The organism is Providencia sp. UF-183 (genome assembly GCF_058246155.1).
In genome coordinates, this window is sequence record NZ_JBSICD010000004.1 from 205,418 (window position 1) to 227,974 (window position 22,557).

A 22,557-nucleotide genomic window follows, 5' to 3' on the forward strand; every position below is an offset into this window, starting at 1 on the left:
CATGAATATTCATCATATGGAACTCCCTTTGGTATTTTTCACTGTGATGAGTCAGTGGGGGATTGGTGCGGTACTCGCCTTGACGTTATACCAAATGAAAGCCAGTACGGAAAATAAACTCGTTGGCAAATCCCTACGTACAGCGGTGTTAATCATTTGGTTAGTTGAAGTGATAGGCTCGTCTATGTCTATGGGGCACTTAGGAGTTCCATTAGAAGCTTATCGTTCAGTACTCGGGTTAAGCCATTCATGGCTAAGTCGAGAAGCGGTTACGTTTGTTTTGCTTAATGGCCTAGTGACTCTCTGGGCACTTTCTTGCTGGTTACAACCAACAGCAAATATGCGTAATATTGTATTGGGTTGGTTGAGTGGTGTCGGTGGGTTAGCGGCAATTCTTGTCACAGCACAAGTGTATTATCAAATGGTAGCCCATCCACTCTGGCATAGCCCTGCAACACAAATTGCCTTTATTGGTAGTGCAATTGTATTAGGGTTTAGTTTTATCACACTGTTTGTTCGTGCTTTAGCCAAACCGGTGCCAACCGTGATTAAAATCGGCGTGATATTGGGTGTTGTGTTTGTATTGATATCACAAATTATTCGCGTGCAAATACCTGCAAGCCAAGGGGGAAGTTATCTCTTATGGTGGCAAGTTGTTATGAGCATGATATTACCGTGCGTGATAGCCCTAAGAGGGGGCAAGGGTAAAAAGCCATCAATACTGTTATTGGTTGCATTGATGGTGGCTATGTTTAGTGGTGAGTTAGCGGGTCGAGCGTTGTTTTATGGAGCGGTTATGATGCAGGCGCCTTGGTTCTAAAAATCCTCGTCATATTTCGGGCTGTGGCGTTGTTGGCTTCGCTCAGTCACACAGGTCATATACTTGAGTATGTGGCCTGTTCTGTCTTTAATTTGTCGCCTAGCCACAAAGCGAACTATTTAGAGAATTGGTCATTGGTATACAGCCATATTTCGGGCTATGGCGTTGTTGGCTTCGCTCACTCACACAGGTCATATACTTGAGTATGTGGCCTGTTCTGTCTTTAATTTGTCGCCTAGCCACAACGCGAACTATTTAGAGGATTGGTCATTGGTATACAGCCATATTTCGGACTATGGCGTTGTTGGCTTCGCTCAGTCACACAGGTCACATACTTGAGTATGTGGCCTGTTCTGTCTTTAATTTGTCGCCTAGCCACAACGCGAACTATTTAGAGAATTGGTCATTGGTATACAACCATATTCAGGGTTGTAGCGTTGTTGGCTTTGCTCAGTCACACAGATCATATACTTGAGTATGTGGCCTGTTCTGTCTTTAATTTGCCGCTAGCCACAACGCGAACTATTTAGAGAATTGGTCATTGGTATACAGCCATATTTCGGGCTGTAGCGTTGTTGGCTTTGCTCAGTCACACAGGTCATATACTTGAGTATGTGGCCTGTTCTGTCTTTAATTTGTCGCCTAGCCACAACGTGGACTATTTTAAGGATTGGTATTAAATAGCCAATGAGATCCAGCCTTATTATTTGTTGACGAAGATATTTTTAGCAATATGCTTTTAGGCTCAAGGCTCAAGGCTCAAGGCTCAAGGCTCAAGGCTCAAGGCTCAAGGCTCAAGGCTCAAGGCTCAAGGCTCAAGGGCATTAGTTGCTATTCGTCAGGGACAAATGCGCTATTCATCAACTTAATAATAGGGTCGGATTTTTTATAACTATTGATAAGCGGGACGAGGCGTTTGAAATGTTCGCTCGCACAGTGAATATCAAGCGCGTGTTGGTCAGGCCATTCCTCAATAAAAACAAAATGCCCAGGATTTTTTTGGTCAACATACAAATCATAACTAATGCAAAGGGGCTCTTGTTTTGTCGCTTCAACCAATTCACGGTATAACGGCATCACAGTTTCAATCGCTTCTGTTTTGATAAAGTCTTCTGCAATCACTTTCAGCATAATAGATCCCTTTCTGTGTGGTGGTTACTGTATAAAAACACAGTTATATAACCATAAGGATAGTACTAACACAAGCGTTGATTATCGATAATCAATGAAACTTTTTAATTGGTAAATTAATAATTTGAATGCAGATAAATAACAAAAAAGCCTTGGTGGTTTCCCAACAAGGCTTTTTTAATCAGTTCTAACTCAGTTTAGAAGCTGGCAGGTTTTGCCATCTCTGAAGTTGCAACATTCGATGCCACATGGCCACCTGCGCCACCTTTACCTTCAAACGTAGAGGTCTCGCGTTGGTACTCTGTAATTTCAAATGCTGCCGCTGCATCAGTTGGTGCAGGTGCCTTAGTCATTGGTGAGTAGGCATGGCGTTTATGCAAGCTATTTGCAGTCGTATTAGAGGTTACTGGCGCCTCGACCTTAGTTGGTTCAATTACCTCTGGGGCAATTGGCTGTTCAACGATAGGCTCGATAACAGTTTCAGTAATCTCTTCAACGGCAACGGTAGGTTGAGTGTTTTCTTCAACGATAGCTTCAACAACCGTTTCAACTTCGGTGTCAGCTGCAACAATAACTTCTTCAACATCAGTTTTTACATCGTCGATAGTCGTTTCGGTTGCTTGCTCTTGAATAACAGCATTCACTTCAGTGGTTGGTATAACAACTTCAGCAAGTTGAATTTCTTCAACAACAGCCACTTCTTCAATAACCGGTGTTGCTACAACGGCAGATGCTTCAGGTAGGTTTTCCGTCTTAGCGGTTTCTACGGTGTTTGCATTGATTGATTCAATACCATTTTGCTGTTCAAGCATTTCTTCATTCGTAATGATTGCCATGCTCTCTTGTTGAGGCTGAACAATTGGGTAATGAATGAAAACTTTACCTGAAGCAAGTTCTGGTGATGCTACCGCAGCCGCTAATGGCATTGGCGAAGCATTGAGATGACGCTCATCACGGTAACGACGACGACGTTGACCGCTCACACGTAGGTGGCGAGGAGAACGGCGTGAACGACGAGGAATGATGGTGTCTTGTTTTTCTTCGTTATCTGCTTGATGGTTTAAATCTTGCAGATCATCAGCTTGCACTTGGCCTTCAACTTGATTAACCGCAGCTACAGGAGCGGGTAATGCAGCAACTGGCGTAGAAACAACAGGTTCTGCAACATCGGTTTTAACCACTTGCTCGTTATCAGTCACACGAATTTTTTGTGTTAACTGACGACGTTGGCGACGAGGAGCCGCTGGACGCTGCTCTTCTTCTTCCCTTGCATTTGTAGCTTCAACGTTATCTTGTTGTGCATCTTGCTGAGTTTTTGCAGTTTGTTGCTGACGTTTTTCATCTTGACGGCGACGGCGATCAGCGCGCTGTTCACGACGCTGTTGGTTGTCACGATTGCCGTTTTCTGCAGTTTGCTCATCTTGCGGTGCCGCATTTTTATTATTGCGACCCTTGTTACGATTATTCGTCTCTTCCGATGAGGCATTGCGATCATTGCGGTTATTGCGATTGTCACGGTTGTCGCGATTATCACGGCTATCGCGGTTTTCGTTATCATCACGGTCACGGCGATTATTATTGCGACGATCATTATTACGACGACGGTCATTATTATTGCGTGGCTTAGGTGCTGGTGCTTCAACCACTTTCTCTTCTTCATCACCGAAGAGACCTTTAAAGAATGCTGCAATTTTGCTGAATAAGCCTGGTTGTGCAGGTTCATTTGCTGTTGCTACAGGCGCTTTAGTTGGCACCGCATCTTTTAGTTTGGCAGCAGGAAGTTCGACTGGCTCTTGCAGAGCAAATGCGGAAATAGCAGGTTGCTCAGGTGCTTTACGCTCAGCGGTTGTTTCATCAGTATGAGTTAAGGTTTCGGTTTCGTGATATTGAGCTAAGTTATAGCTCAACGTATTCACTTCTTCACCTTTACGGATACGGATCACGTGGAAGTGAGGCGTTTGCATCTGGTCATTTGGCACGATAACAACACGAACGTGAGTTTGGCGTTGTTCGATTTCACTCACTGCCTTACGTTTTTCGTTCAGCAAGTAAGACGCGATTTGTACCGGAACGATAGCGTGCACTTCATGGGTATTTTCTTTCAGTGCTTCTTCTTCGATTAAACGAAGAACAGATAATGACAGCGATTCGTTATCACGAATTGTCCCTGTACCCATACAACGCGGGCAAACATGGTGGCTTGATTCACCTAATGATGGGCTCAAGCGCTGGCGGGACATTTCTAATAAACCGAAACGAGAGATACGGGCTATTTGAATACGAGCACGGTCTTGACGAACAGCTTCGCGTAAACGGTTTTCCACTTCACGTTGATGCCTAACAGGCGTCATATCGATAAAGTCGATAACAATCAAACCACCGAGGTCGCGCAGACGTAATTGACGTGCAATTTCATCCGCAGCTTCAAGGTTAGTATTAAATGCGGTTTCTTCGATGTCACCACCACGCGTTGAACGTGATGAGTTGATATCAATCGCAGTTAATGCTTCTGTAGTATCAATGACTAACGCACCACCAGAAGGTAAACGCACTTCACGTTGGAACGCAGATTCAATTTGAGATTCGATTTGGTAATGGCTGAATAATGGTACGTCGCCACTGTAGTGTTTGATTTTGCTTGCAAAATCGCCGCGACCAATCGCTTCAATATGGTTGCGAGCCATTTCGACGACTTTCGGATTATCAATCAGAATTTCGCCAATGTCTGGGCGCAGATAATCACGGAACGCACGCACGATTACATTACTTTCCTGATGAATGAGGAAAGGTGCAGGGCGGTTTTCAGCGGCTTTTTGAATCGCTTCCCAGTGACGTAAACGGTACAGTAAATCTTGTTGCAGGGATTCTGCGGATTTACCAACACCCGCGGTGCGGACAATCAGGCCCATGCCATCTGGAATTTCTAAAGAAGACAGAGCTTCTTTGAGTTCCGTACGGTCTTCACCTTCGATACGACGAGAAATACCACCTGCGCGAGGGTTATTTGGCATTAACACTAAATAGCTACCTGCCAGACTAATAAAAGTGGTTAACGCTGCACCTTTATTACCACGTTCTTCTTTATCAACTTGAACGATAACTTCTTGGCCTTCTTTTAACACATCTTTGATGTTAGGACGGCCTTGAGAGTGATAGTTGCTTGGAAAGTATTCGCGAGCGATTTCTTTGATAGGAAGGAAACCGTGTCTTTCTGCGCCATAATCAACAAAAGCAGCTTCAAGACTAGGTTCGATACGGGTGATTTTACCTTTGTAAATATTCGCCTTTTTTTGCTCATGACCCGGGCTTTCGATATCCAAATCATAGAGACGTTGCCCGTCAACAAGGGCAACACGCAACTCTTCCTGTTGAGTTGCGTTTATTAGCATTCTTTTCATGTTATTACTTACTCATTATTTTCTTTTAAATAAAGAGCAGCGAAAGAAAGAGCTACTGTAAACCGATGGCCTCGTGATTTTTACAAAACCGTCTGCCTCGCGGCAGTCGTTCGTATAGAGACGCGCAGTATTCGGTGAACCTGATTTTTAGATTAAAAATTCAGCGTTCTTAATTAAGGTGCCGTTAATTATCATTAAAACGGAAGTCCCTAACCCAATAAGCCAAAATTCGTTGCTCGCTAATTTATTTGATATTGCTAAATGTCTTACGCCATTGCTGCATTGTTACGCTATCAAATAAGAAATCCTATAAACGCCAATTTTCGTTTTTTAAACATCTCGGCAACTACATATTATTCCATTGCCATGTGCATTATAGCAAGTCGATAAGGAAGTTATATGGAAATTTTATTTAGAAATAGGATAAATCATGCAGAAAATAACCAAAATAAAAAAAAAACATAAAAAAATTCGTGGAGTCGGTATGATAGAGAGAGTCAATAAGCGCATATTTTAATCAATTAGAGTTAACGCATTCCCGAATGAATACACAAAATCAAGTTCAATTTATAGACATCAGCGATGACGAGGCTGGGCAACGCATCGATAACTTTTTGCTCGCTAAACTTAAGGGCGTACCAAAAAGTATGATTTATCGCATTATCCGTAAAGGGGAAGTGCGTGTGAATAAAGGGCGGATTAAGCCTGAGTACAAACTCGTTGAAGGGGATCAGGTTCGTGTTCCGCCGGTGAGAGTTGCAGAACGCGAAGCACCCGCTGTTTCCGCTAAATTAGATAAAGTGGCTGCATTAGCAAACTGCATATTATTTGAAGATGACGCCATACTTGTACTGAATAAACCTTCTGGTACTGCGGTACACGGTGGAAGTGGGTTAAGCTTTGGTGTTATCGAAGGGCTTCGTGCCTTACGGCCTGAAGCGCGCTTTCTTGAGCTGGTTCATCGCCTCGATAGGGATACCTCAGGCATTTTATTGGTTGCGAAAAAGCGTTCGGCATTAAGAGCCTTACACGAACAATTACGCTTGAAAACCATGCAAAAAGATTATTTGGCCTTAGTGCGTGGCAATTGGCAATCTCACGTAAAAGTGGTTCAAGCTCCGTTATTGAAAAATATTTTGCAAAGTGGTGAGCGAGTCGTCAAAGTGAGCAGTGAAGGCAAGCCATCGGAGACGCGTTTTAAAGTAGAAGAGCGTTTTGAGAATGCAACGTTAGTAAAAGCGAGCCCTGTGACGGGTCGAACGCACCAAATTCGTGTGCATACCTTATATGCAGGCCACCCAATTGCGTTTGATAACCGTTATGGTGATGAACAATTTGATAGCCAGTTAGCGGATACAGGCCTTAATCGATTATTTTTGCATGCAAGTGCATTAAAATTCACACACCCAAAAACTGGGGAAGAAATGCGCCTGCAAGCGCCAATGGGTGCAGAGCTCAACCAATGTTTAAAAGTCTTACGTAATCGTAAAACCTCATCTTAAGTTCCAATGATTGGCGGGTAGGGACGATTACCCGCCAATCATTGACTAATCCAGCAGTGGGTTCACATCATGCTGGCGTAGCATATCGAGCAGCAAGATAATTGGTAATCCAATTAAGGTGTTAGGGTCGCGCCCATCGAGCTTATCAAATAACGTGATGCCGAGTCCTTCTGATTTGAAACTCCCAGCACATTGGAACGGTTCTTCCTTATACAAGTAGTTGGTGATTTCCTGGTCAGTTAGCTGACGGAAATACACATCGAACAATTCACACTGCAAATTAAATTTGCCAGTTGCGGAATCTAATAGGCACAATCCAGTATAAAAAGTGATTTTATTGCCCGATGCTGCTTTCAATTGTTTGAATGCATTTTCAAAGGTGTGCGGCTTACCAACAATTTTGCCATCAATGACACACACTTGGTCAGAGCCAATAATTAAATGTTGAGAATACTGTTCTGCAAGTGCCGCTGCTTTGGCATGAGATAACCGCATGACCAAAGCTTGAGCGGATTCATTTAAAACAGGCGATTCATCAATGTTCGGAGGCGAGGCTAAAAATGGCAACCCCAATTTTTTTAATAAGGATTGTCGATAGGGTGAAGTTGACGCCAAAATAATCGATTTCATGATTTTTCTCGAAACTCGTAGCCAAAAGGGTTAACTCATTTTAAACTATAAACCGCAAAACCTGCGATTTTTTGGTGAAAAGGCGAGTTTACCCCGCCTTTTTCTTTGACTATAGCTCATTACAAAGTTAATATGCGCGCCTTATGCAAAAGGTAAAATTACCCCTGACTATCGATGCGCAGCGTGCAGCTCAGAAAAACCTCGACTATGTCGGGAGTTATACACCTGAGCAAGTTGCACGTCTTGCAGAATCAGTAGTCAGTGTAGACAGTGATGTAGAAACCGAATTATCATTTAATATTGATAAACAGCGTCTCACGGTTATCGAAGGGAAGTCCGATGTGGATCTCACCCTCCAATGCCAACGCTGCGGAAAAAATTTCAAGCATCATGCCTACGTATCGTATTGTTTTAGTCCTGTCGTCAATGACGAAAAGGCCGAAGCATTACCGGAGCTCTACGAACCAATTCAAATTGATGAATTTGGTGAAATAGATTTGCTGGGAATGATAGAAGATGAAATAATTCTTTCCTTACCAGTTGTTCCGGTTCATGATTCTGAACACTGTGAAGTGTCCGAAGCGGACATGGTGTATGGTGAACTGCCTCCTGAGGCAGAAAAACCAAACCCATTTGCCGTATTAGCCAGTTTAAAGAAAAGTACTTAAGGAGTAAGGTCAATGGCCGTACAACAGAATAAACCAACTCGTTCAAAACGCGGTATGCGTCGTTCACATGATGCACTGACTGCTACCCTAGTTTCTGTAGATAAAACTTCAGGTGAAACTCACCTGCGTCACCATGTGACTGCAGACGGTTTCTACCGTGGCCGTAAGGTTATCAGCAAGTAATTGTTGGTACCTTGGCTAATCTAACCATCGCGTTAGATGCTATGGGCGGGGATGTTGGTCCCCGCGTCACAGTGCCTGCTGCATTGCAGGCTCTGGCATCTAATTCAGCACTCAAATTACTGCTTGTCGGTCAACCCGAAGCCATTCAACCTTTGCTTGCACATTTAAGTGCTGAGCAAATTTCGCGCGTCGAAATTATCCCTGCAGACGGAATTATTGCTAATGATGCTAAGCCATCGAATGCAATAAGACAAAGCAAAGGAACCTCGATGCGAGTGGCATTAGAGTTAGTGAAGACAGGGCAGGCACAAGCGTGCGTGAGTGCAGGTAATACAGGCGCGTTGATGGGGTTAGCAAAGTTGATGTTAAAATCCATAGACGGCATTGAGCGCCCAGCGCTAATGACCATCTTACCGAATCAGCAAAAAAGCCAAACGGTGGTGCTGGATTTAGGAGCAAACGTCAACTGCAGTAGTGACATGTTAGTGCAATTTGCCGTAATGGGTTCGGTGATGGCTGAAGAAGTGGTCAACATCACAAAACCAAAAGTTGCTTTGCTTAATATCGGTGAAGAAGAGAGCAAAGGGCTGGATAATATCCGCGAAGCCGCCGCAGTGTTAAAAGAAACGGCGTCCATTAACTATATCGGTTACGTTGAAGGTAATGAATTACTGACAGGTAAAACGGATGTGTTAGTGTGTGACGGCTTCGCAGGTAACGTCTCATTAAAAACAATGGAAGGGGTAATCCGCGTTATTCTTTCCTTGTTAAAATCGGCGGACGATGAAAAGAAAAAACGCAGTTGGTTGATGCAACTGGCGAAAAAATGGCTTAAAAAACGTTTAATGAAGCGTTTTGGGGATATGAACCCCGACCAGTATAACGGTGCGACTCTGTTAGGATTAAAAGGTATTGTGATCAAGAGTCATGGTGCGGCTAACGAAAATGCATTTAAAGCTGCGATTGACCGTGCAGTGCAAGCTGTTGAAAAACAAGTACCAGAAAGAATAACAGCGCGATTAAATATTGTTTTACCCAGGAGCGATCAATAACCTATGGCTATGTACAGTAAAATCTTAGGAACAGGCAGCTACTTGCCAGCGCAAGTACGCACCAATGCTGATCTGGAAAAAATGGTTGATACTTCCGATGAATGGATTGTCACCCGCACTGGGATACATGAAAGAAGAATTGCTAACGAAGACGAAAATGTCTCCGTAATGAGTTTTCATGCAGCACAAAAAGCTCTTGAAATGGCGCAAGTTGACGCCAGCGAAATAGGTTTAATTATTGTTGCAACAACGTCTGCAACCCACGCTTTCCCAAGCGCAGCTTGCCAAGTACAACAGATGCTAGGCATTCATGATTGTGCAGCCTTTGATGTTGCCGCTGCGTGTGCAGGTTTTACCTATGCAATCAGCATTGCAGACCAGTTTGTTAAAACGGGCATGACGAAAAAAGCATTAGTTATTGGCGCAGATGCATTGTCAAAAACATTAGACCCAGAAGACCGCGGTACCATTATTCTATTTGGTGACGCCGCAGGTGCTGTTGTTGTAGGTGAGTCTAACGAACCCGGTATTATTTCTACCCATTTACATGCTGATGGCCGTTATGGGGATTTACTCGCATTGCCTAATCGCAGTCGTTGTTCAGACGACCCCGCGTATTTAACCATGACAGGTAATGAAGTATTCAAAGTTGCAGTCCGTGAATTGGCGCACATTGTTGATGAAACTTTGGCCGCAAGCGGTATTGCAAAAGAAGAACTTGATTGGTTAGTGCCACATCAAGCAAATTTAAGAATTATTGCTGCGACGGCAAAAAAACTCGATATGACCATGGACAAAGTGGTTATCACCTTAGACCGTCATGGTAATACTTCTGCGGCATCGGTCCCAACTGCATTTGATGAGGCAGTGCGCGATGGACGTATTCAACGTGGCCAACTTGTGCTGTTAGAAGCATTTGGTGGCGGTTTCACGTGGGGCTCTGCCTTAGTTCGTTTTTAATTTACTGAGAAAACAGACATGACACAATTTGCGATGGTATTTCCCGGACAGGGTTCTCAGTCTTTAGGAATGTTAGCAGCATTAGCTGAAGAAAATCAGCTGGTTGAGCAAACATTTGCTGAAGCATCAGAAGCATTGGGTTACGATCTTTGGGCATTAGTCCAAAATGGTCCAGAAGAAGAATTAAACAAAACATGGCAAACACAGCCTGCATTATTAGCGGCATCTGTGGCGATTTTCCGTGTTTGGCAAGCTAAAAACGGTGCAATGCCTTCAATTATGGCAGGGCACAGCCTTGGTGAGTATTCTGCGTTAGTTTGCGCAGGCGTTATTGACTTCAAAGAAGCCATTAAGCTTGTCGAATTACGTGGCAAGTTAATGCAAGAAGCGGTTCCTGAAGGTACAGGCGCAATGTATGCCATTATCGGTTTAGATAATGAATCCATTGAAAAAGCTTGCCTAGAAGCGGCGCAAGGCCAAGTGGTTTCGCCAGTAAACTTTAACTCCCCAGGCCAAGTGGTTATCGCAGGGGAAAAAGCGGCAGTTGAACGTGCGGGTGCTGCGTGTAAAGAAGCGGGTGCAAAACGCGCACTGCCGTTATCGGTAAGCGTGCCTTCACACTGTGCATTAATGAAGCCTGCTGCTGAAAAATTAGCCGAAGCGTTAGAAAAAATTGAATTTTGTGAGCCAGTCTATCCAGTTATCAACAATGTTGATGTTAAAATTGAGCAATCGGCACAAAATATTCGTGATGCTTTAGTCCGTCAACTGTATAATCCAGTACGCTGGACAGAAACAGTAGAATTGATGGCAGATCAAGGTGTTGAACACCTTATCGAAATGGGACCGGGTAAAGTATTGACTGGTCTTACCAAGCGAATTGTCTCTAATTTAACTGCCGTAGCAGCCAATGATCCTGTATCATTAGACACTGCTTTAGAAAATAGCTGAGGACGACATGAGCTTTGAAGGAAAAATTGCACTGGTAACAGGTGCGAGCCGCGGAATTGGTAAAGCCATTGCTTTAACGTTAATTGCACGCGGTGCTACCGTTATTGGTACAGCGACCAGCGAAAAAGGCGCAGAAGCTATTACCGCTTACCTTGATGGTAAAGGGAAAGGTTTAGCGTTAAACGTGACTGATGCAGCATCAATCGAAGAAACGTTGACCAAAATTCGCGAAGAATTTGGCGAAATTGATATTTTGGTTAATAATGCAGGTATCACTCGCGATAACTTATTGATGCGTATGAAAGAAGAAGAGTGGCAAGATATTATTGACACCAATCTTTCATCCGTTTACCGTTTGTCTAAAGCCGTTTTGCGTGCCATGATGAAAAAACGTTGTGGGCGTATTATTTCCATCGCATCTGTTGTGGGCGTGATGGGGAATGCGGGACAAGCAAACTATGCAGCAGCGAAAGCTGGGCTGATTGGTTTTAGTAAATCATTAGCTCGTGAAGTCGCTTCTCGTGGTATTACTGTTAACGTCGTTGCTCCAGGTTTTATCGAAACGGATATGACGAAAGCATTGACAGATGAACAGCGTGCAGGCATTTTATCTCAGGTTCCTGCAGATAGACTGGGTGATGCACAAGAAATTGCCAGTGCTGTAGCGTTTTTAGCTTCTGACGAAGCTGCTTACATCACAGGTGAAACATTGCATGTCAATGGTGGCATGTACATGATCTAAAGAAATGATGGAACTATTTGCATTATTAGTGTTATCCAACGCTAAATAATGCAAAATAATGGTTCCAACAGCCGGGATTGGGTTGTATCTTTTCCTGTATTTCATAAACTACGAAAACCATCGCGAAAGCGAGTTTTGATAGGAATTTTAATAGTATGAGCACTATCGAAGAACGCGTTAAGAAAATCATCGTTGAACAACTGGGTGTTAAAGAGGAAGAAGTTGTAAATACAGCTTCATTTGTTGATGACTTGGGCGCTGATTCTCTTGACACAGTTGAGCTGGTTATGGCTCTGGAAGAAGAGTTCGATTGCGAAATCCCTGACGAAGAAGCTGAAAAGATCACAACAGTACAGGCTGCGATTGACTACGTCGAGAACGCATCTAAATAATTGTACGAAAAACATGTCTAGGCGATCACTCGATCGCCTATGTTCCTTTTGTAACTTTTCCCTCCTTGGAGGAAATACGTGTCTAAGCGTCGTGTAGTCGTAACCGGACTGGGCATGTTATCTCCTGTCGGCAACACAGTTGAGTCATCATGGAAAGCTGTTTGTGACGGACAGAGTGGTATCAGCCTCATAGATCATTTCGATACTACTAACCACGCAACTAAATTTGCTGGCTTAGTAAAAGATTTTAACTACGAAGATTTTGACATCTCTCGCAAAGATGCGAAGAAGATGGACCCATTTATTCAATATGGTATTGCAGCAGGCTTCCAAGCCTTTAAAGATGCTGGATTGGAAGTAACAGAAGCCAATGCTACTCGTATCGGTTTAGCGATTGGTTCTGGTATTGGCGGGTTAGGGTTAATTCAGGATAACTGTGAATCTATGATGGCCGGTGGCCCTCGTAAAGTTAGCCCATTCTTCGTACCATCGACAATCATTAACTTGGCAGCAGGCCATTTAAGCATTATGTATGGTTTGCGTGGTCCAAGTATTGCGATTGCTACTGCTTGTACATCCGGTGTTCACAATATTGGACACGCCGCACGTATGATTGCCTATGGCGATGCAGACGTTATGTTGGCAGGCGGTACTGAAAAAGCGACGACACCTTTAGGTGTGGCAGGCTTTGGTGCTGCACGTGCACTATCAACTCGCAATGATGACCCACAAGCAGCAAGTCGTCCTTGGGATAAAGACCGTGATGGTTTTGTTCTCGGTGATGGCGCAGGTATCATTATTCTTGAAGAATATGAACATGCGAAAGCGCGTGGAGCTAAAATTTACGCAGAAGTGGCTGGCTTTGGTATGAGCAGCGATGCTTACCATATGACTTCTCCGCCTGAAAATGGTGAAGGAGCTGCATTAGCGATGGAAAATGCGCTAAAAGATGCAGGCATTGAGGCGAGCGAAGTGGGCTATATCAACGCGCACGGCACATCAACAAATGCAGGTGACTTAGCGGAAGCGCAAGCGGTTAAGTCTGTATTTGGTGAAGACTCAAATGTGTTAGTAAGCTCAACAAAATCCATGACAGGCCACCTATTAGGTGCTGCGGGTGCAGTTGAATCTATCTTCACAATTTTGTCTCTGTGTGATCAAATTGTCCCACCAACGATTAATCTAGATAACCCTGATGAGGGTTGCACACTGGATTTCGTTGCAAATAAAGCACGTAAAGTTGAGAACATGGAATACGCTCTGTGTAACTCCTTCGGCTTTGGCGGCACAAACGGTTCATTGATTTTCCGCCGTTACCACGCAGAATAATCAATTCGTTCCGTTATTAATTCAGCCTCAGTTGTGTCTGCAACTGGGGCTTTATTTTACCCGTCTCTTTGCACAGCTCTATGCTTTAGTTTATGATAGTTCAACCTGATTACTGTCTGATTTATCAGCTTTTATTATAAGTGTTATCAATGTCATATTGGGTTAATGGTCAACTTTGTCAGCAAATTAGTGTCTCTGATCGCGCTGTTGCGTTCGGGGATGGTTGTTTTACGACTATCCACGGAATGAATCAGCAAGCGAAGATGCTAAAAGAGCATATTGCGCGTCTAGCACGTGATTGTGAACGGCTAAAAATTACGGTGCCTGATTGGGATGAACTGGAGCGGCACTTAGTTGAAATTTGTGCAAATCAAGCGGATGACGAATTTGTATTAAAAGTCATTATTAGCCGTGGTGAAGGCGGGCGAGGTTACAGCTCTGTCGGTTTTACGAAGCCAACAATTATTGCCAGTGTTTCACCCTTTCCATCGCACTATACTCAATTACAGTGCAAAGGCGCTAAGCTGATATTGAGCCAAACACCTGTTTCGCGAAACCCATTATTGGCAGGGATGAAACACCTAAACCGCCTTGAACAAGTGTTGATCCGTCAAGAAATCGATGAGGCTCAAGCGGATGAAGCGATTGTACTCGATACTGACGGTACTATTGTCGAATGTTGCAGTGCAAATGTGTTTTGGCGCATCGGGCAAACAGTTTATACCCCAGTGTTATCACACAGCGGGGTGAATGGATTAATGAGACAAAAGATCATAGCGTTATTAGCAGGGAGCCAGTACCATTTTGAAGAAATTGAACGATTCGCTTCCATATTAGCTCACTGTGATGAGGTCATTATGTGCAATGCCTTGATGCCAGTTCTCCCCGTTCAAAGTATCCAAATAGGCACACAAGAAAGCCCACTGCAGTATGATTCGCGGGAACTGTTCGAATACTTATTTTTACGCTGCAAAATCTAATTTGCATAAATTAAAGTCTAATACGCATTGGTATGGTCAATAAATGAAATTAGCTAAAAAAATCATTTTGATTGCTGTTGTTCTAATTACCGTAGTGGCGATTGCACTTTATTTGCAATATCGCCAAGTATTGAATTACGCGAAAACACCGATTAACCTCACACAAGAAAAAATTTTCACTGTGCCTGCGGGGACAGGGCGTGTGGCATTTGAAACATTGCTAATCAATGAAAAACTGATTGAGCAGGGAAATGAATTTCAATGGTTATTAAAGCTGCGTCCTGAATTGGCACAGCTCAAAGCGGGCACATACCGTTTACAACCTGATATGGATGTCGAACAGTTACTAAAATTGATCGTCAGCGGTAAGGAAGCTCAGTTTTCGATTCGGTTTATTGAAGGTAATCGTTTAGCCGATTGGAGCAATATTTTACGTGATGCGCCATACTTAGCGCACAAGTCCACTGAAATGACACCGACTGAGCTTTACACTGAAATAGGTTTTAAAGGTGAGGGAACCTTGGAAGGTTGGCTCTATCCAGACACCTATCTCTATACAGCGGGAACACCTGACACCGAAATTTTGAAACGTGCTCATAAGCGTATGCAAACCAGCCTTGATGATGAATGGAAAGGACGTGATAGGGATCTGCCGTATAAAAATGCCTATGAAATGTTGATTATGGCGTCAATTATCGAAAAAGAAACGGGGGTTGATAGTGAACGTTCGCAAGTCGCCTCGGTATTTGTTAACCGCTTGAAGCAAAAAATGCGTTTACAGACAGACCCAACGGTCATTTACGGCTTGGGTGATAAATATCGTGGTAAAATTTACCGCAGTGATTTAGATAATTACACCGAATATAACACCTATAAAATTGACGGGTTACCGCCAACACCGATAGCAATGCCAAGCCTTGCATCCGTAAAAGCAGCTGCACATCCAGCGAAAACAGATTATTTATATTTTGTCGCGGACGGTAAAGGGGGACATACCTTTAGCCGTAACTTGAATGACCACAACCGTGCCGTCAAAGTTTACCGCCAAATTGAACAGCAAAACTGATAAAACATGAAAAACCAATTTATTGTTATTGAAGGATTAGAAGGCGCAGGGAAAACCACCGCAATCAACACGGTGGTAGACACGCTTAACCATGCAGGTATCAACGATATCGTATTTTCCCGTGAGCCTGGGGGCACACCGCTGGCAGAAAAGCTGCGAGAGCTCATCAAACAAGGTATTGAAGGGGATAAAGTCACGGACAAAGCCGAGCTCTTAATGTTGTATGCAGCCCGCGTGCAATTAGTTGATACTGTGATTAAACCTGCACTTGCTGCTGGAAAATGGGTTGTTGGTGATCGCCATGATATGTCTTCGCAAGCTTATCAAGGTGGCGGACGCCAGATTGATCGCCATTTAATGCAGTCTCTGCGTGATTTGGTGTTAGGCGACTTTAAACCTGACCTGACGTTATACCTTGATTTATCGCCAGAACTTGGTTTACAACGTGCTCGTTCACGGGGTGAGTTAGATAGAATTGAAAAAGAGTCACTCGCCTTTTTTGAAAGAACACGAGAAAGATATTTGGAACTTGCCGCGGGTGATAAATCCATCGTGACGATTGATGCAAGCCAAAATATCGATCAAGTTCAAAACGATATTCGTGCTGCGTTACTAGCATGGTTAGCGAAATAAGGTGTTGATGGCATGAATTGGTATCCTTGGTTAAATGAGCCTTATCGGCAAATCATTGCGGCTTACCAAAGTGGCCGAGGTCACCATGCCTTGTTGCTTAATTCCATTCCAGGCAATGGTGCTGATGCATTATGTTATGGGGTTAGCCGTTGGTTAATCTGCCAAAATCGTGATGGGATGAAAAGTTGTGGGGAGTGCCATAGTTGCCGTCTGATGCTGGCAGGGACACACCCTGATTACCATGTGATAGAGGTTGAAAAAGGGAAATCGACGGTCAGTGTTGATTCGGTCAGAAAGCTGATTGAAACCTTAAGCAGTCATGCACAACAAGGTGGTAGTAAGGTGGTGTATATTCCCAGTACGGATGCCCTTACCGATGCCGCGGCGAACGCATTGCTAAAAACCCTTGAGGAACCAGCTAAAGATACCTATTTTTTGTTAGGTAGCGAAAAGCAAGAAAACTTGTTAGCTACGATCCGCAGCCGTTGCCTGAGTCACTTTTTACCAGCACCAGATTCGCAAATCGCATTATATTGGCTGCAAAAGCAAAAGCCTGATTTAGTTATGGCTGATGCGGTTACTGCCTTAAAACTTTGCCAAGGCGCACCAGTTGCGGCGTTAGCGCTACTTGATGACAATTTATGGCAAAAGCGCACCGCACTATGCCACAACATGGCGTTAGCATTACAAAACCGCGATATGCTAAGTTTGTTACCGTCACTGAATATAGATGATGCGGTGATGTCTCTGAATTGGCTATTAAGCTTATTTGCTGATGCCATTAAGGTACAGCAAGGCGCAGCGCAGTTTTGCATTAACCAAGACTATAGCGCGCAAGTGATGCAGTTAGCATCCATGATGAACCGTACACAACTTCATGATGTGTACGAGCAATGGCTGCACTGTCGCCATCAATTAATGACCGTTCCTGCGTTAAACCAGGAACTTCTGTTGGCTAATCAATTATTACAATGGGAAGCCTTACTGGCGAGCCCCTCATTTTAAAAAGAGTTAAATATGTTTGTTGTTGATTCACACTGCCATCTCGACTGTTTAGATTATGAAAAATTACATACGAATGTCGATGATGTGATAACAAAAGCGTCTGCCCGTGATGTTGGTTTCATGTTAGCGGTGGCAACGACGCTGCCGGGCTTTGAAAAAATGAAAACGTTGATTGGTGAGCGTGACAATATTGCATTTTCTTGTGGTATTCACCCCCTGAATTTAGATGAAGGGCACGATTTCGAGCGTTTAGCGCAGTTAGCGGCGGGGAAGGAAGTTGTTGCCTTAGGGGAAACTGGCTTAGATTATTATTACCAGCAGGAAAATGCAGCGTTACAGCAGGAGTCATTTCGCCAACATATCCGCATTGGCCGTGAAGTGAATAAACCTGTCATTGTGCATACCCGCTCAGCGCGAGAAGACACGCTAGCAATCTTACGTGAAGAAAAGGTAATGGATTGTGGCGGTGTATTGCACTGTTTTACTGAAGATAAAGACACCGCTATCGAGTTGCTTGATTTAGGCATGTACATTTCATTCTCAGGCATTGTGACATTCCGTAATGCAGAGCAAATTCGTGAAGCGGCGCGAATTGTCCCGCTAGATAGAATTCTTGTCGAAACAGATTCACCTTACTTAGCACCCGTTCCGCACCGTGGAAAAGAAAACCAGCCTGCTTATGTGCGTGATGTGGCGGAATACATGGCTGTACTCAAGGGTGTTAGTGTTGAGGAGATGGCCGAGATCACCACACAGAATTTCAATCGTTTGTTTCATTTAAATGTCGGCGTGAATAACGCATAATCAACACACGATAATTAAATCATTCTTGAATTATTAAGGAAATTAACATGGCAGAAGAAACCATTTTCAGCAAGATCATCCGTCGTGAAATCCCTGCGGATGTGGTTTACCAAGATGAGCTAGTCACGGCTTTTCGTGATATTTCACCACAAGCGCCATCACACATCTTAATCATTCCTAATAAATTGATCCCAACTGTGAACGATGTCACTGCGGATGATGAACTGGCTCTTGGCCGTTTATTTACGGTTGCGGCAAAAATTGCGAAAGAAGAAGGTATTGCAGAAAGTGGATACCGTTTAATTATGAATTGCAATGAGCACTCGGGCCAAGAAGTTTTCCACATTCATATGCACTTAGTGGGTGGTCGCCCATTAGGCCCATTATTGGCCAAATAATGAAAATATTGGGAACAACAATGAACCGCGCGGTATTACTAGGTACGCTCGTCGTACTTTTGAGTGGTTGCCTCTATAAAAAGCCACAAGGGTTGGTTTTTAATGAGCAGCAGCGTGTGATCATGGAACCGTCTGTGTTGGCGCAAGGTATCATTGTTGAAAACCCAATTGTGAGTATGGTGGAGCATCAACTTGTTGCCACCATCAATATTAGCAATGTGGAGCCGAAAGCGGTCAATATTGCTTATCGCCTGTATTGGTACGATAAGCAAGGGTTGAAGGTGGAGACATCGGCAATTGCAGAGCAATTATTATTACCGAGCTCCACAGAGCAAATTCGCGCGGTAACCTCTTCTCCTCGTGCAGATAATCTGCGTATTCATATTTTTTTATCCCCTAAGGCCGGAGAATAATAATGAAACGGATCCTAATGGTAGCCGCGGCAGCGCTTATTTTAGCCGGCTGTCCGTCATACCCACCACAACAACCTGTTGAGCAGCCACCGATTGTGCCGATTGAACCCCAGCAGCCTGAAGTGACGCCGCCACCGCCACCGGATAAGGTGCCAACACCGCCTAAACAGCAAACAACGGATTGGTCTGCGGCAATAGCACCGTTAGTTGCACAAATGGCAGCGGCAGATGGCGTGGAGTCTGGCAAAGTTTTACTTGTAGACTCAGTCAAAAATAATACGAATGGTTCTCTTCCTGTGCAGCAGATTACAGCCAATATGATGTCTGCGGTAGAGAATACTCACCGTTTTAATGTTGTCCCACAAGATGTGGTTAATGCGGCGCGTAAGACGCTGGGGTTATCCCAAGAAGATAGCCTTGTGACTCGCAGCAAAGCAATTGGCCTTGGTCGCTATGTACAGGCAAATTATGTGATTTACAGCGTGATGTCTGGGTCAAACAAAGAAAGGCGTCTTGAGATGCAATTAATGGAAGTGCAAACAGGCGAAATTATTTGGACTGGAAAAAACAATATTGAGTAACATGCAGTCATTGCTTGCTTTACTCTCGGCACATTTCCCAGCAATTTCAAACAAGTGCTGGGAAATTTCTCCCTTAGTTGGGTTATCCGGTGGCAGCTTTTTAGTTGAAAGTCATCAACCCAATTGCCCCTTAAAACTGGTGGCTCGAGCTGATACATATCGGCAAAATGCCTTGTATGTCTCTCGACATAAAGAAGCCCGTATTTTACAGCAAATTCAGCATTTACCCTTTGCTCAGGCGGTGGTTGCACATAATGCTGAGTGGTTAGTTTTAGCATGGTGTGAAGGGCAACATCCCCACGAGGATCGGTTTTACTCGCAAGAATTTCAGCAGAAACTTGCCAGTATCGTTGCTACTTTGCATTGTTCATCGTTATTGACTTACACATTGCCATTGAGAGCCGAAATAGCCCATTATGGGGAACGCGTCGATCAACAACGGTTTTCTCCACGCTGGAAGCGGCTTCATCGAGACTTTTTACAAAAAAAGATGCCAAAGGCGTTGAAATTGGCACCTGCCCATATGGATATTCATCCTAAAAATATCATTATTCAAGAAGATGACAAATTGATGTTATTGGATTGGGAATATACCGCAAATACCGATATTGCGTTTTCGCTAGAAACCTATTTTCAATTCAATAACTTTACCGTGCGCCAGCGCCAGCAATTTCTGACGCAATATTGTGATATTCAAGGTGCTTACCGCGATAAATTTCAGTTAACGCATCACTGTAATTTATGGTCTCCTTGGGTAAAATACATGACATTAATGTGGTATGAAGTGCAGTGGCATGAAAGTCGAGACCCTGACTTTTTGTTACACTCTCAACCATTACGACAATATTTCAGTTTGCTAGGCTAAATGCTTAGCACAACCTCTATACAGTTAATGAATGAAATAAGTGAGGCAGGTTATGGGCCCGATAATGCTCGATGTTCAGGGGTATGAACTGGACAATGAAGAACGCGAAATATTAGCTCATCCACTGGTGGGCGGCTTAATTTTATTTACCCGTAACTTTCATGATGCAGCACAACTGCGTGAATTGGTTCGTCAAATTCGGGATGCATCACGAAACCGACTGTTGATTGCAGTCGACCAAGAAGGTGGGCGTGTACAACGTTTTCGCGATGGTTTCACAGCATTACCATCAGCACAAGCATTTGCCGCACTGAATAATGAACATGATGGTGCAAAATTGGCAGAGGAAGCAGGCTGGTTAATGGCCGCAGAAATGATAGCGATGGATATCGACATTAGTTTTGCGCCTGTACTTGATTTAGGCCATCAAAGTATTGCGATTGGTGAGCGCTCATTCCATGAAAACCCTGAGATAGCGATGGTGATGGCAGAGCGCTTTATTAAAGGGATGCATAGCGCTGGAATGAAAACAACAGGGAAGCATTTTCCTGGTCACGGTGCAGTAAAAGCAGACTCTCATAAAGAAACGCCTCGTGATGATCGTGCGCTTGATGTAATTCGCGGCAAAGACATGTCGATTTTCAAAGACTTTATTCAACGGGAATTATTGGATGCCATCATGCCCGCCCATGTTATTTATACACAGGCTGATGACAGGCCGGCAAGTGGTTCGCCTTTCTGGTTAAAATCCGTTTTACGTGAGCAACTTGGCTTTAATGGCGTTATTTTTTCTGACGATCTATCGATGGAAGGTGCTGCGATTATGGGCAGTTACCCTGAAAGAGCCAAGGCGTCCTTGAATGCAGGTTGTGACATGATCCTGGTCTGTAATAACCGTGACGGTGCAGTGAGCGTATTGGATAATCTACCAAAACAACATGATAGCCAAGCCTCGAAGCTTTATCACAGTGGCCGACAATACAGTTTGGCAGAGTTGCAATGTGCGGCACGTTGGCAGGAAAGTAACCAAAAATTGGTTGAATTACATAATAGATGGCAAGAATCTAAGCAGTAATCAAAAATAAGAACCGATTAAGCCAGTGAGAAGACTTATCTCACTGGCTTTTTTTATGTAATAGCTAGCCTTAATGTGGCGCATTTAGGAGCAGGGTATTCGCTGGTTATTTTCAATAACGTTACCCGTAACGCTATTAAATAAATTTAATAGGATTTAATTTATTTTGAAAATTGGATAAATAAAAAACCAAAACTTATTTTTTAATAAAAATTAATAATCCACAAAAAACAACACAAATGAAACAAAGTTACTTCAAGAATATAGCAGAAGTATAAATGCTGATATTTTAATCGGACTGTAATTGGGAAGATAAACTAAATAATTTAAGATTAAAGTAATAAAAGATTGTTTTCAATTTCTCTTAGGGTAGTTTGGCTATGGTTCATAAATTGAGCTTATAATTAAAAGTATTAGAAAGGCTAAATAGCTGAACATTAACTCTCTGTTATTTGGGCATATTAGTTAACGCAAACGTTTTGCATAAAAACTAAACATATAATGCCGTATCTTAAGCTGGGCTAAAGGTATATATGTATTTAATATTCCAAAAACAAATGGGGTATTGACAAAAAGAATGGGGATATCAAGTTCTGAAAATGTGCATATAAGCACATAATGTTGTAGTTATGCTCAGATTTTAAAGGTTTTTTCTTTTGGCTTTAAGGTAAATAAAGTTTTCAGTTTTATATCTCTTAATCTATATAGAAGGTAAATAGGATTTATATGTGATGTATATCACATTCATATAGATATTGAATGCAACTTATGTAACGTGTTGTGACAGTGATCGTTTTAATTGACGTAAAATTACGTTAGCATTCCTATTATGATAGTTTTATGACAATGCACCAGAAGTACAGTGCATTGAAAAAGAAAGCCATTCACAAACAAGATATTAAGTAAAATAGAGCAGGTAAATTCTGAGAAGCTTATTTCTCTTGGGATAACTTTGCCCAAAAGAAAATAGAAATAGCGA

General features: G+C 43.2%; 23 protein-coding genes. 20 read left to right on the top strand and 3 right to left on the bottom strand.

Annotated features, from left to right (window positions below; translation table 11 throughout):
• The first annotated feature begins 1 nt into the window (after window position 1).
• Window positions 2–820, top strand: coding sequence for a dimethyl sulfoxide reductase anchor subunit family protein (locus AC4IFT_RS05220; RefSeq protein ID WP_490750766.1), 819 nt, complete (start codon window positions 2–4; stop codon window positions 818–820).
• 831 nt (window positions 821–1,651) lie between these two features.
• Here the strand turns inward: AC4IFT_RS05220 and AC4IFT_RS05225 are convergent.
• Both AC4IFT_RS05225 and rne read right to left on the bottom strand, forming a co-directional pair.
• Entirely contained in the window at window positions 1,652–1,951 is a 300-nt protein-coding gene (locus AC4IFT_RS05225) for a putative quinol monooxygenase (protein WP_490731128.1), read from the bottom strand.
• 197 nt (window positions 1,952–2,148) lie between these two features.
• Window positions 2,149–5,349: a ribonuclease E gene (rne, locus tag AC4IFT_RS05230; protein ID WP_490750767.1), complete on the bottom strand. Its 3,201-nt coding sequence runs from the start codon at window positions 5,347–5,349 to the stop codon at window positions 2,149–2,151.
• A gap of 542 nt (window positions 5,350–5,891) precedes the next feature.
• Between rne and rluC the strand changes: the two genes are divergently transcribed.
• Window positions 5,892–6,851 carry a 23S rRNA pseudouridine(955/2504/2580) synthase RluC gene (gene rluC / locus AC4IFT_RS05235; RefSeq protein ID WP_490750768.1) on the top strand — a complete coding sequence of 320 codons (960 nt, stop codon included), beginning with the start codon at window positions 5,892–5,894 and terminating at the stop codon, window positions 6,849–6,851.
• Window positions 6,852–6,896: 45 nt separating this feature from the next.
• Here rluC and AC4IFT_RS05240 read toward each other — a convergent pair whose 3' ends face one another.
• Window positions 6,897–7,481 (bottom strand): Maf family protein, encoded by a 585-nt coding sequence (locus AC4IFT_RS05240; protein WP_490750769.1) that lies wholly within the window; start codon window positions 7,479–7,481, stop codon window positions 6,897–6,899.
• Window positions 7,482–7,624: 143 nt separating this feature from the next.
• On the opposite strand from AC4IFT_RS05240, the gene yceD reads away from it, so the two are divergent.
• The 18 genes from yceD to nagZ all read left to right on the top strand — a co-directional run bounded on the left by yceD (window position 7,625) and on the right by nagZ (window position 21,578).
• The gene (gene yceD / locus AC4IFT_RS05245; protein WP_004911841.1) at window positions 7,625–8,149 is read left to right on the top strand and encodes a 23S rRNA accumulation protein YceD; all 525 of its coding nucleotides are present in this window, start codon (window positions 7,625–7,627) and stop codon (window positions 8,147–8,149) included.
• 12 nt (window positions 8,150–8,161) lie between these two features.
• Window positions 8,162–8,332: a 50S ribosomal protein L32 gene (gene rpmF, locus AC4IFT_RS05250; RefSeq protein ID WP_047755811.1), complete on the top strand. Its 171-nt coding sequence runs from the start codon at window positions 8,162–8,164 to the stop codon at window positions 8,330–8,332.
• Between the two features lie 11 nt (window positions 8,333–8,343).
• The gene (gene plsX / locus AC4IFT_RS05255) at window positions 8,344–9,384 is read left to right on the top strand and encodes a phosphate acyltransferase PlsX (RefSeq protein WP_353243614.1); all 1,041 of its coding nucleotides are present in this window, start codon (window positions 8,344–8,346) and stop codon (window positions 9,382–9,384) included.
• 9 nt (window positions 9,385–9,393) lie between these two features.
• Complete coding sequence (locus AC4IFT_RS05260) at window positions 9,394–10,344, top strand: beta-ketoacyl-ACP synthase III (protein ID WP_490750810.1); 951 nt, start codon at window positions 9,394–9,396, stop codon at window positions 10,342–10,344.
• Window positions 10,345–10,362: 18 nt separating this feature from the next.
• Window positions 10,363–11,295: an ACP S-malonyltransferase gene (fabD, locus tag AC4IFT_RS05265; RefSeq protein WP_490731119.1), complete on the top strand. Its 933-nt coding sequence runs from the start codon at window positions 10,363–10,365 to the stop codon at window positions 11,293–11,295.
• A 7-nt stretch (window positions 11,296–11,302) separates the two neighbouring features.
• Window positions 11,303–12,037, top strand: coding sequence for a 3-oxoacyl-ACP reductase FabG (gene fabG / locus AC4IFT_RS05270; protein WP_225818844.1), 735 nt, complete (start codon window positions 11,303–11,305; stop codon window positions 12,035–12,037).
• A gap of 155 nt (window positions 12,038–12,192) precedes the next feature.
• Entirely contained in the window at window positions 12,193–12,429 is a 237-nt protein-coding gene (gene acpP, locus AC4IFT_RS05275; RefSeq protein ID WP_004253236.1) for an acyl carrier protein, read from the top strand.
• Between the two features lie 78 nt (window positions 12,430–12,507).
• Complete coding sequence (gene fabF / locus AC4IFT_RS05280; protein ID WP_490750770.1) at window positions 12,508–13,758, top strand: beta-ketoacyl-ACP synthase II; 1,251 nt, start codon at window positions 12,508–12,510, stop codon at window positions 13,756–13,758.
• A gap of 149 nt (window positions 13,759–13,907) precedes the next feature.
• Window positions 13,908–14,738 carry an aminodeoxychorismate lyase gene (gene pabC / locus AC4IFT_RS05285; RefSeq protein ID WP_490731114.1) on the top strand — a complete coding sequence of 277 codons (831 nt, stop codon included), beginning with the start codon at window positions 13,908–13,910 and terminating at the stop codon, window positions 14,736–14,738.
• A 43-nt stretch (window positions 14,739–14,781) separates the two neighbouring features.
• Window positions 14,782–15,804 (top strand): endolytic transglycosylase MltG, encoded by a 1,023-nt coding sequence (gene mltG, locus AC4IFT_RS05290; RefSeq protein WP_490731112.1) that lies wholly within the window; start codon window positions 14,782–14,784, stop codon window positions 15,802–15,804.
• A 6-nt stretch (window positions 15,805–15,810) separates the two neighbouring features.
• A complete protein-coding gene (gene tmk, locus AC4IFT_RS05295) occupies window positions 15,811–16,437 on the top strand; it encodes a dTMP kinase (RefSeq protein ID WP_490750771.1) in 627 nt (208 codons plus the stop codon).
• Window positions 16,438–16,449: 12 nt separating this feature from the next.
• Window positions 16,450–17,442 carry a DNA polymerase III subunit delta' gene (holB, locus tag AC4IFT_RS05300; RefSeq protein WP_490750772.1) on the top strand — a complete coding sequence of 331 codons (993 nt, stop codon included), beginning with the start codon at window positions 16,450–16,452 and terminating at the stop codon, window positions 17,440–17,442.
• 12 nt (window positions 17,443–17,454) lie between these two features.
• On the top strand, window positions 17,455–18,246 hold the full coding sequence (locus tag AC4IFT_RS05305) for a metal-dependent hydrolase (protein ID WP_490750773.1): 792 nt from the start codon (window positions 17,455–17,457) through the stop codon (window positions 18,244–18,246).
• A gap of 47 nt (window positions 18,247–18,293) precedes the next feature.
• Window positions 18,294–18,644 carry a purine nucleoside phosphoramidase gene (gene hinT, locus AC4IFT_RS05310; protein ID WP_219247379.1) on the top strand — a complete coding sequence of 117 codons (351 nt, stop codon included), beginning with the start codon at window positions 18,294–18,296 and terminating at the stop codon, window positions 18,642–18,644.
• A 20-nt stretch (window positions 18,645–18,664) separates the two neighbouring features.
• Window positions 18,665–19,057, top strand: coding sequence for a YcfL family putative periplasmic lipoprotein (locus AC4IFT_RS05315; RefSeq protein ID WP_490750774.1), 393 nt, complete (start codon window positions 18,665–18,667; stop codon window positions 19,055–19,057).
• Window positions 19,058–19,059: 2 nt separating this feature from the next.
• Window positions 19,060–19,638 carry a penicillin-binding protein activator LpoB gene (lpoB, locus tag AC4IFT_RS05320; protein ID WP_490750775.1) on the top strand — a complete coding sequence of 193 codons (579 nt, stop codon included), beginning with the start codon at window positions 19,060–19,062 and terminating at the stop codon, window positions 19,636–19,638.
• A 1-nt stretch (window position 19,639) separates the two neighbouring features.
• A complete protein-coding gene (locus tag AC4IFT_RS05325) occupies window positions 19,640–20,503 on the top strand; it encodes a phosphotransferase (RefSeq protein WP_490750776.1) in 864 nt (287 codons plus the stop codon).
• A 52-nt stretch (window positions 20,504–20,555) separates the two neighbouring features.
• A complete protein-coding gene (gene nagZ / locus AC4IFT_RS05330; RefSeq protein ID WP_490750777.1) occupies window positions 20,556–21,578 on the top strand; it encodes a beta-N-acetylhexosaminidase in 1,023 nt (340 codons plus the stop codon).
• Window positions 21,579–22,557 lie beyond the last annotated feature (979 nt).

Coding starts and splice junctions, on each gene's coding strand:
- AC4IFT_RS05220 (WP_490750766.1), top strand. CDS start 2: ATGAATATTCATCATATGGAACTCCCTTTGGTATTTTTCACTGTGATG.
- AC4IFT_RS05225 (WP_490731128.1), bottom strand. CDS start 1,951: ATGCTGAAAGTGATTGCAGAAGACTTTATCAAAACAGAAGCGATTGAA.
- rne (WP_490750767.1), bottom strand. CDS start 5,349: ATGAAAAGAATGCTAATAAACGCAACTCAACAGGAAGAGTTGCGTGTT.
- rluC (WP_490750768.1), top strand. CDS start 5,892: ATGAATACACAAAATCAAGTTCAATTTATAGACATCAGCGATGACGAG.
- AC4IFT_RS05240 (WP_490750769.1), bottom strand. CDS start 7,481: ATGAAATCGATTATTTTGGCGTCAACTTCACCCTATCGACAATCCTTA.
- yceD (WP_004911841.1), top strand. CDS start 7,625: ATGCAAAAGGTAAAATTACCCCTGACTATCGATGCGCAGCGTGCAGCT.
- rpmF (WP_047755811.1), top strand. CDS start 8,162: ATGGCCGTACAACAGAATAAACCAACTCGTTCAAAACGCGGTATGCGT.
- AC4IFT_RS05260 (WP_490750810.1), top strand. CDS start 9,394: ATGTACAGTAAAATCTTAGGAACAGGCAGCTACTTGCCAGCGCAAGTA.
- fabD (WP_490731119.1), top strand. CDS start 10,363: ATGACACAATTTGCGATGGTATTTCCCGGACAGGGTTCTCAGTCTTTA.
- fabG (WP_225818844.1), top strand. CDS start 11,303: ATGAGCTTTGAAGGAAAAATTGCACTGGTAACAGGTGCGAGCCGCGGA.
- acpP (WP_004253236.1), top strand. CDS start 12,193: ATGAGCACTATCGAAGAACGCGTTAAGAAAATCATCGTTGAACAACTG.
- pabC (WP_490731114.1), top strand. CDS start 13,908: ATGTCATATTGGGTTAATGGTCAACTTTGTCAGCAAATTAGTGTCTCT.
- mltG (WP_490731112.1), top strand. CDS start 14,782: ATGAAATTAGCTAAAAAAATCATTTTGATTGCTGTTGTTCTAATTACC.
- tmk (WP_490750771.1), top strand. CDS start 15,811: ATGAAAAACCAATTTATTGTTATTGAAGGATTAGAAGGCGCAGGGAAA.
- holB (WP_490750772.1), top strand. CDS start 16,450: ATGAATTGGTATCCTTGGTTAAATGAGCCTTATCGGCAAATCATTGCG.
- AC4IFT_RS05305 (WP_490750773.1), top strand. CDS start 17,455: ATGTTTGTTGTTGATTCACACTGCCATCTCGACTGTTTAGATTATGAA.
- hinT (WP_219247379.1), top strand. CDS start 18,294: ATGGCAGAAGAAACCATTTTCAGCAAGATCATCCGTCGTGAAATCCCT.
- AC4IFT_RS05315 (WP_490750774.1), top strand. CDS start 18,665: ATGAACCGCGCGGTATTACTAGGTACGCTCGTCGTACTTTTGAGTGGT.
- lpoB (WP_490750775.1), top strand. CDS start 19,060: ATGAAACGGATCCTAATGGTAGCCGCGGCAGCGCTTATTTTAGCCGGC.
- AC4IFT_RS05325 (WP_490750776.1), top strand. CDS start 19,640: ATGCAGTCATTGCTTGCTTTACTCTCGGCACATTTCCCAGCAATTTCA.
- nagZ (WP_490750777.1), top strand. CDS start 20,556: ATGGGCCCGATAATGCTCGATGTTCAGGGGTATGAACTGGACAATGAA.